Source organism: Cryobacterium levicorallinum (assembly GCF_004402405.1).
Taxonomy (GTDB): Bacteria; Actinomycetota; Actinomycetes; order Actinomycetales; family Microbacteriaceae; genus Cryobacterium; species Cryobacterium levicorallinum.
The window spans coordinates 13,077-25,213 of record NZ_SOFE01000008.1 but is presented as its reverse complement, the minus strand read 5'-3'; the positions used below and the strand labels follow the sequence as shown (position 1 = coordinate 25,213).

Annotated in this window: 10 protein-coding genes and 1 pseudogene; 8 read left to right on the top strand and 3 right to left on the bottom strand. The window is 67.9% G+C overall.

Annotated features, from left to right (window positions below; all coding sequences use genetic code 11):
• The first annotated feature begins 37 nt into the window (after positions 1-37).
• The gene (locus tag E3O11_RS04065) at positions 38-1,537 is read left to right on the top strand and encodes a glyceraldehyde-3-phosphate dehydrogenase (protein ID WP_092449217.1); all 1,500 of its coding nucleotides are present in this window, start codon (positions 38-40) and stop codon (positions 1,535-1,537) included.
• Positions 1,538-1,742: 205 nt separating this feature from the next.
• On the opposite strand, the gene E3O11_RS04060 is transcribed toward E3O11_RS04065, so the two are convergent.
• Positions 1,743-2,186 (bottom strand): nitroreductase family deazaflavin-dependent oxidoreductase, encoded by a 444-nt coding sequence (locus E3O11_RS04060; protein ID WP_092449216.1) that lies wholly within the window; start codon positions 2,184-2,186, stop codon positions 1,743-1,745.
• A gap of 39 nt (positions 2,187-2,225) precedes the next feature.
• Here E3O11_RS04060 and E3O11_RS04055 point away from each other — a divergent pair, with 39 nt between their 5' ends.
• From E3O11_RS04055 to dprA, 4 genes are all read left to right on the top strand, one after another.
• A complete protein-coding gene (locus E3O11_RS04055) occupies positions 2,226-3,365 on the top strand; it encodes an alcohol dehydrogenase catalytic domain-containing protein (RefSeq protein ID WP_092449215.1) in 1,140 nt (379 codons plus the stop codon).
• Between the two features lie 150 nt (positions 3,366-3,515).
• Positions 3,516-3,872 (top strand): YraN family protein, encoded by a 357-nt coding sequence (locus tag E3O11_RS04050; RefSeq protein ID WP_092449214.1) that lies wholly within the window; start codon positions 3,516-3,518, stop codon positions 3,870-3,872.
• Entirely contained in the window at positions 3,872-5,407 is a 1,536-nt protein-coding gene (locus E3O11_RS04045) for a YifB family Mg chelatase-like AAA ATPase (RefSeq protein WP_092449213.1), read from the top strand. The genes E3O11_RS04050 and E3O11_RS04045 overlap by 1 nt, the downstream gene beginning before the upstream one ends.
• Positions 5,404-6,933 carry a DNA-processing protein DprA gene (gene dprA / locus E3O11_RS04040; RefSeq protein ID WP_241994634.1) on the top strand — a complete coding sequence of 510 codons (1,530 nt, stop codon included), beginning with the start codon at positions 5,404-5,406 and terminating at the stop codon, positions 6,931-6,933. Before E3O11_RS04045 ends, dprA begins: the two co-directional genes overlap by 4 nt.
• Before the next feature lie 258 nt (positions 6,934-7,191).
• Here dprA and E3O11_RS04035 read toward each other — a convergent pair.
• Positions 7,192-8,073: pseudogene (locus E3O11_RS04035) on the bottom strand (pyridoxal phosphate-dependent decarboxylase family protein); the annotation flags it as partial.
• Between the two features lie 74 nt (positions 8,074-8,147).
• On the opposite strand from E3O11_RS04035, the gene E3O11_RS04030 reads away from it, so the two are divergent.
• Both E3O11_RS04030 and E3O11_RS04025 read left to right on the top strand, forming a co-directional pair.
• A complete protein-coding gene (locus E3O11_RS04030) occupies positions 8,148-9,116 on the top strand; it encodes a phosphodiesterase (protein ID WP_092449212.1) in 969 nt (322 codons plus the stop codon).
• A gap of 126 nt (positions 9,117-9,242) precedes the next feature.
• Entirely contained in the window at positions 9,243-10,256 is a 1,014-nt protein-coding gene (locus tag E3O11_RS04025; RefSeq protein WP_241991111.1) for a tyrosine recombinase XerC, read from the top strand.
• 57 nt (positions 10,257-10,313) lie between these two features.
• Here the strand turns inward: E3O11_RS04025 and E3O11_RS04020 are convergent, their stop codons facing one another.
• Positions 10,314-10,850, bottom strand: coding sequence for a murein hydrolase activator EnvC family protein (locus E3O11_RS04020; protein WP_092449211.1), 537 nt, complete (start codon positions 10,848-10,850; stop codon positions 10,314-10,316).
• A gap of 339 nt (positions 10,851-11,189) precedes the next feature.
• Here E3O11_RS04020 and rpsB point away from each other — a divergent pair, with 339 nt between their 5' ends.
• Positions 11,190-12,134 (top strand): 30S ribosomal protein S2, encoded by a 945-nt coding sequence (gene rpsB, locus E3O11_RS04015; protein WP_092449210.1) that lies wholly within the window; start codon positions 11,190-11,192, stop codon positions 12,132-12,134.
• Positions 12,135-12,137: the final 3 nt, after the last annotated feature.

The window sequence follows — 12,137 nt, the reverse complement described above, 5'->3', positions numbered from 1 at the left end:
GTGCCCTGGGTGGCCGGGGATATCGCCATACTGACTAATGAAGGTTAAGGAAGGCAACCCTGTGATCCAGGACGCTGATCGTGCCCGTGCAACGTGGAGCAACCGCGAGGCTCTCGCCGAGGCGATGATTCCCCTGATCGGCCGCCTCTACCGCGACAACAACGTGGTGACGAGCGTCTACGGGCGCGGCCTGGTCAACAAGTCGGTCATCGGCCTAATCAAGGCACACCGCTTCGCGCGTCATATAGCGGATGTTGAGTTGCCGCTCGACGAGACGCTGCCGATTCTGCAGGCCCTCGACGGGTTGGGTCTCGGTGCTGCCTCGGTCGACCTGGCCCGCCTCGCCCTCGGCTTTCGCGAGCAGAACGACCGAGTCACCCTCGAGGAATACCTGCGCGGCGAACTCGCCGATGTGGTCGGCCAGCACGGACGGGACGGTCGCTCCAGCACCGACGTGGTGCTCTACGGGTTCGGCCGGATCGGCCGACTGCTCGCGCGCATCCTGATCGAGCACGCCGGTGGTGGCCAGGGGCTCCGTCTGCGGGCCATCGTCGTGCGGCGCGGATCCGCCAATGACCTGGTGAAGCGCGCGAGCCTGCTGCGCCGCGACTCGGTGCACGGCCCCTTCGAGGGCACGATCACCATCGACGAAGAGAACAACACCATCCTCGCCAACGGCACGCTCATCCAGGTGATCTACTCCGGCGACCCGGCCAGCGTCGACTACACGCAGTACGGCATTCACGACGCCATCGTCGTCGACAACACCGGCAAATGGCGCGACGAAGAAGGCCTGTCGCAGCACCTGAAATGCCCCGGAGTGTCCCGGGTGCTGTTGACCGCGCCGGGCAAGGGCGCGCTCAAGAACATCGTGCACGGCATCAACCACGGCGACATCCTGGCGAGCGACCGCATCATCACCGCTGCGTCCTGCACCACGAACGCGATCACCCCGGTGCTCAAGGCGATCAATGACCGCTACGGCATCATCGACGGCCACGTCGAAACGGTGCACTCCTTCACCAACGACCAGAACCTGATCGACAACTTCCACTCCGGCGACCGCCGTGGTCGCTCGGCCGCGCTCAACATGGTGATCACCGAGACCGGTGCGGCGAAGGCCGTCGCCAAGGCTCTGCCCGAGCTCGCCGGCAAACTCACCGGCAACGCGATTCGCGTGCCCACGCCCGACGTGTCGATGGCCATCCTCAACCTCAACCTGGCCGGAGCCACCGATAAGGACGAACTCAACACCTACCTGCGCACCATGTCGCTGCACTCTTCGCTGCACCGGCAGATCGACTACATTGACTCGCCCGAGGTCGTCTCCAGCGACTTTCTCGGCTCGCGTCGCGCCGGTATCGTCGACGGGCTGGCCACCATCGTCACCGAGCAGAAGGCCGTGCTGTACGTCTGGTACGACAACGAATTCGGCTACAGCTGCCAGGTCATTCGGGTACTCGAGGAGATGGCCGGCGTGCACGCGCCCATCTTCCCGGCCATCCTCGCCGCTGAGGCCCTCGAGCCCGTCGCCTAGCAATGTGATTTGCACCGGGCCCGGGCCCGGAAAGTGGGCCCATGATCTATCACGGGCCCAGCTTCCTAAGGTGGGCCGGGGGATGTGCTCGCGTTCCGCTGGCGGTCCGCGGAGTCGGCGGGTCACCCGCTCCTCGCTCAGACATCGAGGGTAAGCAGGGAAGCCCGCCGCCGCCGCTTTCGCGTAGCGTAACCTCAACACCGGGTTAGCGCGGCTCGCAGATGACCACGGGAATGTCGCGGTCGGTTTTTGCCTGGTAGGCGCCATAGCCGGGGTAGGCGGCCACGATGCGCGGCCACAGCGCGGCTTTCTCAGCGGATGTCGCGGTGCGCGCCCGAAAAGGCCGCGTCACCCCGCGAATGGTCAGGTCTACGTCCGGCTGCGCCACGAGGTTGCTGTACCAGAACGGATGCCGGTCGTCGCCGCCCTTGGACGCCACCAGCACATACCGCCCGCTCTCATGAATCGGCGCCGTGAGCATCGTCGACCGAGGAAGCCCGCTGCTGCGGCCGATCGTGTGCAGTTCAACGGTCTGCATGGTGCCGATGGTCCAGCCGAGGCGTCCGCCCGTGAGGGCCAGAAGCATCCGGTGCACACCATTCATGGCGCGCATTGTGAAATCGGTCACCCGGTTGCGCAGCGTGGTCATAAGCCCAGCGTACGTGGCCACTGGCGATAGGTTGAAGGAATGACTCCAACAATGATGCTCAGCACGATTCTTCGCGAAGCGGGCTCGGCGCGCCCCTACGCCGACAGCCGCCCGCTGACGTTTGAGCAGATTCCGGTGCCGGTCCCGCGCGCCGGCGAGGTGCTCGTGCGCATCGAACGGGCCAGCCTCTGCCACTCGGACCTGTCGGTCATTGACGGTTCGCGCCAGCGCCCCCTGCCGATGGCGCTCGGCCACGAAGCCGCGGGAACCGTTGCCGGTCTCGGCGACGGCATCGATGATCTCGAGCTCGGCGACCGGGTCGTTCTCGTGTTCGTGCCGAGCTGCGGCGACTGCCGCGCCTGCCGGGCCGGGCGGCCAGCACTCTGCCACCGCGGCGCCGAGGCCAATGGAACCGGCGACCTGCTGCACGGCTCGGCCGTGCTGGTGGGCGGAGCGGGGGAGCGTATCAACCACCACCTGGGCGTCTCGGCGTTCTCCCAGTACGCCGTCGTCGCCCGCGAATCCGTCGTGGTGATCGACCAGGATGTTCCGTTCGAGGTTGCTGCAATGTTCGGCTGCGCGGCCCTGACCGGCATCGGCGCCGTGCTGGGCACCGGCGCCCTCGCGCCCGGCCAGTCGGTGATCGTGTTCGGTCTCGGCGCGGTCGGCCTGATGGCGGTCATGGCCGCCGCGCAGGTCGACGGCACGACCGTGATCGCCATCGATCCGCTGCCCGAAAAACAAGCCCTCGCCGTGCGGTGCGGCGCCGACCACGCCGGATCGCCCGAGCAAGCAGCGGAGCTCGTGAACACGCATGCCGGCGACGGTGTTGATCTCGCCATCGAGGCGGTCGGCAGCGCCCGGGTCATGGAGGCGAGCCTCGCCCTGCTCACCCGCGGCGGCGCGCTCGTCTCGGTCGGCCTGCCGCACCCCGAGCAGACCATCACAACGCCCGCGCTGCAGTTCGCGGGGCTCGGTCGCCGGCTGCTCGGCTCCTATATGGGCGACGCCGTGCCGAGCCGGGACATTCCGGCCTACCTGCAGCTCTGGCGCGACGGCAAGCTGCCGGTCGAGCTGTTGCACACCGATACGCGTCCGCTCGCCGACCTCAACGAGAGCCTGGATGCGCTCGTCGCCGGCGAGGTCGTGCGCCGCTTGTTCGTGCTGCAGGACGAGTAGCCGCCCCGGTCTGTTCTGCACCCCGACGCAGCCTGCTCCTGCTGCGGGTAGCCTCCTCCACAGCGCCCGGATCGCCGCATTCTGGACCAATGCGGTGGCGGCCCGGCCACGGCGCCCCGCGAGCGGTCACTCTGGTTCTCGGAGGCACTCGTGGCGCGCAAAGACGAAGTCGGCAAACTCGGTGAAGAGCAGGCCGCTCGCTTTCTGGAGGGTGCCGGCTACACAATTCTGACCCGCAACTGGCGGTGCGCCGAGGGAGAGATCGACCTCGTCGCACAACGCGGTTCTGCGGTGGTTTTTGTCGAGGTGAAGACGCGCAGCAGCCTGAGCTTTGGGCATCCGTTTGAAGCCATCACCGTGAAAAAACTTGCCCGCATGCGCCGCCTCGCCGCGGCCTGGTGTGTGCAGGCCGAGCGGTGGCCGCGCCAGATTAGGCTTGACGTCATCGCCGTGATCGCCCCGCGGGGCCGCGAACCGGTCATCGAACACCTCGAGGGCGTGTTCTGATGGGGATCGCCCGCACCCATGCCGTGGCGCTGCTCGGCCTGACCGGAGCGCTCGTCGAGGTCGAGGCCGATATCTCGGCGCAACTGCCCGGCATGATTCTGATCGGCCTGCCCGACGCTGCCCTGTCCCAGGCGACCCAGCGGGTGCGTGCTGCGGCCGCCAACAGTGGATGCCCCCTCACTGTTCACCGCCTCACCATCAATCTGTCGCCGGCCGCGCTGCCCAAACACGGTGCCGGGTTCGACCTCGCGATCGCCCTGGCTTGCCTCGCCGCCGACAGCACCATTTCGCAGGTGTCGGTGGGCAAGGTCGTGCACTTCGGCGAGCTTGCCCTCGACGGGCGGCTGCGACCGACCCCGGGAATCCTGCCGGGCGTGATGACCGCCGCCCGCCTCGGTCACACGACGGTGATGGTACCCATCGGCAATGAGGCGGAGGCGCGACTCGTTCCCGATATTCGAGTGATCGGCGTCGCATCGCTGCGCGATGCGGCGATCTGGCATGGGGCAAACCTCCCGACGATTCCGGTCGAGCCGATCCTGGCGACGACCGTACCGAGCAGTCTGGCTGCCGAACCCGACCTCGCCGACGTGATCGGCAACGACGACGCCATCCTGGCGCTGCAGATCGCCGCCGCCGGTGGGCACCACGTTTTTCTGCTCGGCCCGCCCGGCGCCGGCAAGACAATGCTCGCGGCCCGACTGCCCGGGCTGTTGCCCGATCTCGACCCGGCCAGCTCGCTCGAAGTCAGCTCCCTGCGCTCGCTCAGCGGTCTCGGACTCGGCGATGCCCTGATTACCCGGCCGCCGTGGGAAGCGCCCCATCACACCGCAACGGCCGCAGCCATGGTCGGCGGCGGCAACGGGCAGATTCGTCCCGGTGCTGCCTCGCAAGCCTCGCACGGAGTGCTGTTTCTCGATGAAGCCCCCGAATTCGCTTCGCCGGTGCTTGACGCGCTGCGCCAACCGTTGGAATCCGGCTGGATCAGCATCCACCGGGCCAATGCCGTCGCCCACTTCCCGGCCAGTTTCCAACTGGTGATGGCGGCCAATCCGTGCCCCTGCGGGCAGTACGGGGCCGGCGACCTGAGCTGCACCTGCCCGCCGAACGCGCGCCGCCGCTATCTTGCGCGCATCTCCGGTCCGCTGCTCGACCGCATCGACATCCAACTCAACGTCAAGCGCATTACCGCCGCCCAGCTGCGCCTCGCCGCCGGCACCCAGCGCGTCACGAGCATTAGCGCCCGGGATCGGGTGGTGGCCGCTCGGGCTGCAGCAGCCGAACGGCTGGGCAGCACGCCGTGGACCGTGAACTCCCAGGTGCCCGGCCCGTGGCTGCGCGGTGCCCCGGTGCGGCTGGCCCCGGCATGCACGGCGGGCCTGGATCGCGCCCTCGAACGTGGCGGAATCACCATGCGCGGCTACGACCGGGTGCTGCGCATCGCCTGGACCCTCGCCGACTACGACGGTCTCACCAGTCCCGGCGCCGACCAGGTCGGTCAAGCCCTTTACCTACGCAAAGGAATGACATCATGAAGCTGTTTGGTCTGGACGAATCCCGGGTCAGGGCACTCACCGCCGGTGTGCGCGGTGGGATGCCAGCGGCCGGTGACGGACCGCAGACCTGCGACGGCACCGCGGCTGCAGGCCAGAACCTGGTCCCGATTTCGAGCGCCAAGACACCAGGTCTGGCCGGCAGCGCAGGCGTAGCCGATAGCACAGATCGGGCCGTCGGTGCAGATCGGGCCGACGGTGCAGACAGGAGCGGCACGACCAACGGCGCCGCCATGGAAATCGAGACCGCAATGGTCGCCGAGGTGTTCGCCCGCGCCGCGTGGTCGGGCATCGCTGAGCCGGGCGACGGCATGGCGGGAGTGCTCGTGGCGAGCCTCGGTGCCAGCGTCGCCCTGACCGCTATTCTCGAGGCGTGGAGCCCGGTGCGCCTCGGTGCCCTGGTGCGCGACGCGCTCTCCGGCGACACGACGGTCGGCCCGAGTGTGCTGTTCGCAGTGAGTCCGTCCATCGATTTCAGCGAAGCGGATGCCGACACCAGCGCCGAACTCGAGGCCGCGTTAGACCAGGGGCTGCAGCGCTGGCGCCCGCGGCTCAACTCGACCGAGGTCATCCGCTCGCTGCAACAGGCGGCCCGCGTCGAGGCTCGTTTGCTGCTGGCCACGGATTCCCTCTGGCCGGCGGCTCTCAATGACCTCGAGAAGCACGCCCCGCTTGCCCTGTGGTGGCGTGGCGGACCCGGTGCCCTCGCCGCGCTGCCCAACTCCATCGCACTGGTCGGGGCGCGGGCCGCCACCGGATACGGCGAGCACATCGCCATGGAAGCTTCGGCGGGGCTGGTCGACCGTGGCTTCGCCATCGTTTCCGGTGCCGCGTACGGCATCGACGGGATGGCCCACCGGGCCGCCCTGGCCAGTGACGGTCTGACCGTGGCCTTTCTCGCCGGGGGAGTCGACCGGTTTTACCCGAGTGGCCACGACTCCCTGCTCACCCGCATCGTGGCCTCCGGCGCGGTCGTCTCCGAGCTTCCCTGCGGCGCAGCACCCACGAAATGGAGGTTTCTGCAACGAAACCGGCTCATCGCCGCGTCCAGTGCGGCGACGGTCGTGCTTGAGGCCGGCTGGCGGTCCGGCTCGCTCAACACAGCCGGCCATGCCTCCGCGCTCGGTCGCCCGCTTGGCGCGGTGCCCGGCCCGATCACGAGCCCGACCTCGGCTGGCTGCCACCGCCTCATCCGGGAGTTCGCCGCGGTGTGCGTGACCAACCCGACCGAAATGGCCGAGCTGGTCGGCGATCGGTCGATTCAGGTGCCCTTGGCCAATTTCCACCTGGAAGCGGGGCCCAACACCGATGCGGGCCCCGGTCCGATTCCCCGCACGAGCGACCAGGTGCGCGTGTTTGATGCTCTCAGCGGTCGCTCGCCGCGCACGGTCGCCGACCTGTCACGCCGAGCCGGGCTGTCGAGTGCGGCCGTGCGCGGCGCCCTGGGCGGCCTCGACCTCGACGGGGCCGCCCAGGAACGCGAGGCTGGCTGGGTGCGCCGCGCGTAAGGCGCGTATGGGGCTACCAGGAGCCGGCTGGAGCGGCGCTCCCGTGGCCGGGCGTGCGGCGTCACTGGATGGTGGTCGGATGCGGCCGTTAGATCCGCAGGGTCAATTTCGATCGTCCGTTGCGGGGCTATGGATCGCGTGCGGGTGTGGGTGCGGAGCAGGGCACGTGGCGTCCGGCCGGCGCTGCACTATGTCGTTGGCTGCGTCCACAACTGCGCCCATCGCTGCCTCCAAGTCCGGGACCACCGCTATGTCCTCGGCCCCGTCCATGGTCGCGCAGGCTCGCTTCACGGCGGCGAGGGAGAACGCGACGTCCGCGGCATCCGTCGACCAGTTCCTCACCGAGATGCGCAGAATGTCAAGGTCGTGCCAGAGCGACCCCGACATCCACGCTGAGCCGTGGGCAATGAGCTGTTGCGTCACCCGCCGGGTGCGAGCGTCGCGGTCGAAACTCACGCACACCTGCGTGAACACCACCTCGTTGAGGACCTTGACCCCCGGCATCGACCGCAGTCCATCGGCCAGGGCACGCGCATCGGCCGCGAGACGGTCGACCAGCGCGATCGTGCCATCACGACCGAGGGATCGGAGCGCCGCCCAGACTGGAACGCCTCGCGCCCGACGGGACAGCTCCGGCACCTTCTCGAACGGGTCGCCCGGGCCAATGTTGCCGGCGTGCCGTCGGCCGCTACCCACAGGCCGAAAGCCCCGTGCACGTGCACCCAGGCTCCCTGCCGCTTCGCCACGTCGATCGCTGCACCAATCGGGTCGGATGCTCCAGAACCCACTGCCGACCCGCGGCAAGACCGACGAAATTGGCCATCGTCGCGCCCGTCGTGAATCCGACATCGGATCCGAGAGGAAGCCCGAGCATATCGAGGATCCAGCCCGCAGCGTTCTCCTCAAGTACGGCAGTCGCGGGAGTGGCGAAGCGCATTCCGGCGTTCTGGTCCCACGCGGTCACCAACCAGTCGGCGGCGAGGGCTGCGGGCAGGGTCCCCCCAATCACCCAGCCGACGAAGCGGCCGGACGGCAGTGCCATCAGTCCGGGTTCCGCGAAGGGAGTGACGTAAGCAAAGCTTGGGCGTGCAACAGTGCACGGTCCAAAGCCTGGGTGTAGGAGTCCGGGTGGGCAGACATGCCGCCGTGATAGCCCTGGGTGACCGGCCTGTCGGTGGCAGCCCGTAGGGTGGATCCCAACGACGGGACGGGAAATGGCGAGCATGCAGTGGGGCCAGTATGCGCCCGCCGACAAGATTCTGGTTCACCTCAGCGACACCCATTTTCTAGCGGATGCCGCGGCGCTGTACGGCACCGTCGACACCGACACCACGGTGCATCGTGCCCTCGAACAGCTGCACCGGTCGGGCATCCGCCCCGATGCCCTCATAATCACCGGTGATGTCGCCGATCGTGGCGAAGCGGATGCCTACCGCCGCATCCGCGGCATCGTCGAAGCCGTCGCGGCCCAGTGGCAAGCGAAGGTCATCTGGGTGATGGGCAACCACGACCAGCGCGCCGCTTTTCGGAGCGTCCTACTCGGGCAGGATCAGCCGGGCGAAGCGGCGCGCGCAGCTGATCAAGGCACTGTCGACCAAGGCCGCGTCGACCAGGACCCCGTCGACCAGGACCCCGTCGACCAGGTGCACGACCTCGACGGCCTGCGAATCATTGCCCTCGACACCAGCGTGCCGGGCTATCACCACGGTGAGGTGACCGACGCGCAGCTGGAGTGGCTGCGCACGGTGCTCAGCACGCCCGCCCGTCACGGCTCCATTCTGGCGCTGCACCACCCGCCGATTCCCACCCCGCTGCCGTTGATGAGCCTGCTCGAACTGCAGGAACAGCCGCGCTTGGCGGCGGTGCTGGACGGCAGCGACGTACGCGCGATTCTCGGTGGTCACCTGCACTATGCGACCCAGGGCCTGTTCGCCGGAATTCCAGTCTCCGTGGCCGCGGCCACCTGCTACACGATGGATCTCAGCGCTCCCGAGCGTGAACTGACCGGCGTCAAAGGCGGCCGCACCGTCAACCTGCTGCACGTCTACGCCGACCAGATCACGCACTCGCAGGTACCGATCGGCGCCTTCGATACGGCCACCCATTTTCCGGCCGACTATGTCGATCGACTGGCCATCCTGTCACCCGAAGCCCGACTCGAAGCCTTTTCCCGCCAACAATGATCACGCGAAGTGTCCCAGCGCCAGCAGACCAACTCGACCACGAACGGATGCCGTTCGGCCCGCCAATTCTGCCCCCGTGCCGCGGGTCGCGCGCGGGACGCTCGCTGCCGAGACGAAACTGAACCCGTGCCCCTGACCGACGACATCGACGCGTTTCTGCGATACCTGAGCGCGGAGCGTGGCTACTCGGCGCACACCGTTCGGGCGTACCGCACCGATCTGGCGCAGCTGGCCGCGTTTGCTGCGGAACGTGGTAGCGCGGCATCCGCTGATCTGACCCTGGAGCTGCTCCGGGAATGGCTGTGGGTGGGTACCCAGGCCGGCCTCGCCCGCGCGACGCTCGCCCGTCGGTCGGCGTCGGCGCGCAGCTTCACCGCCTGGCTGGCGCGGGCCCGCGACGACAGCGTGGATCCGGCCGCTCGCCTGCGCTCGCCGAAGCCTGGCCACACGCTTCCCCGCGTGATCACCCACACCCAGATGAACGAGTTGCTTGAACTGCTCACGACCCGCGCGCACGGGGAAGTGGAGGCCGGCGGTAGGCCAGATGGCGCCGAGTCCGGGACCCGCATCGATCGCGAACCTGCCGTGCGTGATCTGGCCGCGCGTGATCTGGCGATCGTCGAACTGCTCTACGCTTCGGCCCTGCGTGTTTCCGAACTCGTCGGACTCGACGTCGCCGACGTCGACCTCGACCGGCTGACCGTGCGGGTCACGGGCAAGGGCTCCAAGGAGCGCGTGGTGCCGTTCGGCGTGCCGGCGCAGCGTGCGATCGTGCACTACCTCGGCCAGGCCCGCCGCTCGCTCGTGGAACACGCGTCGAGCTCGGGCCCGACGTCAGCGCCCGGCGCCACAGCACCCGGCACCACCGCGTTGTTTCTTGGCCGCCAGGGTCAGCGTCTGGGCACACGCGGGGTCTACCGACTGGTTGCCACCCTGCTCGCCGAGGTTCCCGGAACCGGTCCGGCGGGTCCCCACGCCTTGCGACACACCGCGGCCACCCACCTTCTCGACGGCGGCGCCGACCTGCGGGCCGTGCAGGAGCTGCTCGGACACGTCAGCCTCGGCACCACCCAGATCTACACGCACGTCTCCGCCGAACGGCTCAAGGCCAGCTACGGACTGGCACACCCCCGCGCCTGACCGCCAGCGTTGGTTCCTCGTTTCGACGTCGCGCTGACCTGCCAGTACGGCGCACCGTCACGGGCCGGCCGGAAGTAACACGGCTCGCTGCAAGCCGCCGAGATAGAGCAGCGGCGACACGTAGTTCCCGTGCAGGCGTACCCCCAAGTGCAGGCAGCCCGGCGGGCAATGACCGCCCGTCGCCACAGTTCCGATCTGCTGCCCGCCCTGCACCCGGTCGCCCTCGGCCACGAGCGCCAACACCGGCTCCACCGTTGTGATCAGATCACCGACCTGGGTGATGGAGAGCACCGGTCGATCAACGACCACGCCGGCGAATGATACGACGCCGTCGTGCGGAGCCAGCACGGTATCGCCGGTCTGCGCCGTCAGGTCGATGCCGCGATGACCGGCAGCATAGGGCATGACCGGCGCAATGAACGGGGCGATCACCCGGTGCGGCTCCGGGAGCGGCCAGCGCCAGCCATCCACTCCCGGCGTCACGACCGCCGGGGGAACCGCGCTCGCCGTGGCAAACGGACTCCCGAGGAGAATGAGCAGCATCACAGCGGATGCCGCCAGGCGGCGAATCGCGAGATTGCGTAACGTATGCATGGGGCCAGCCTGGCCGGGTGGCGCCTCGGGCGAACAGCTCGTGGGCGCATTCGTGCAGAGGACATAAGGACCGCTGCGGTGGAGGAGCTGTTTTCCTACGGTCCGGTCTCGACCACCCGGCCGACGGTGATACGCTATCCACAGCAGCGCTTCGTGCGCTGACTACGCGTGCCCATTTGGCCGCCATGTCCAATCGGTCCCGTACAGCCAGATTCATGCACAGCGAATCTTGCAGGTACAGGGCGGACATGTGCCGGGTACCAGGAGTGATGATCGACCGATCATCGCACAAACCGATTGGTGTGCGTGCGAGCGCGCATCAGAACAGGAGTACGGCACATGGCCGTCGTAACCATTCGCCAGCTGCTTGACAGCGGCGTGCACTTCGGGCACCAGACCCGCCGTTGGAACCCGAAGATGAAGCGCTTCATCTTCACCGAGCGTTCCGGCATCTACATCATCGACCTGCAGCAGTCGCTCGGGTTCGTTGACAAGGCCTATGACTTCGTCAAGGAGACGGTTGCCCACGGCGGCACCATCCTCTTCGTTGGCACCAAGAAGCAGGCCCAGGAATCCATTTCAGAGCAGGCGCAGCGCGTAGGCCAGCCCTACGTCAACCAGCGCTGGCTCGGTGGACTCCTCACCAACTTCCAGACCGTTTCCAAGCGTCTGGCCCGCATGAAAGAACTCGAAGAGCTCGACTTCGAAGACACCGCCAAGAGCGGTTTCACGAAGAAGGAAATGCTCATCAAGAAGCGCGAACTCGTCAAGCTGCACAAGAGCCTCGGCGGAATCCGCAACCTCACGAAGACCCCGTCTGCGCTGTGGGTTGTTGACACCAACAAGGAACACCTCGCTATTGACGAGGCGCGCAAGCTCGGCATCCCCGTCATCGCCATCCTCGACACCAACTGCGACCCCGACGACGTGCAGTACCCGATCCCGGGCAACGACGACGCCATCCGCTCCGTTGGCCTGCTGACCCGCATCATCGCGGACGCTGCAGCCGAGGGCCTGATCCAGCGCCACGCCAAGCCGGAGGCTGAAGTTGAGCCCCTCGCCGCGTGGGAAGCTGAACTGCTTCAGGCCTCCGACGCCGAAACCACCCCCGCGCAGTCCTCTGCCGAGACCGAGAAGGTTGCCGACGCTACCGTCGTCGCCGACGAGGCCGTCGTTGCAGAGCCCTCCGTCACCATCGCCGACGCTGTCGCCGACTCCGACGTTGCCGCCGTACTGGCTGCCGTCGCCGATGAGCCGACCGTTGCCGCCGAAGAGACCAAGTAAGGA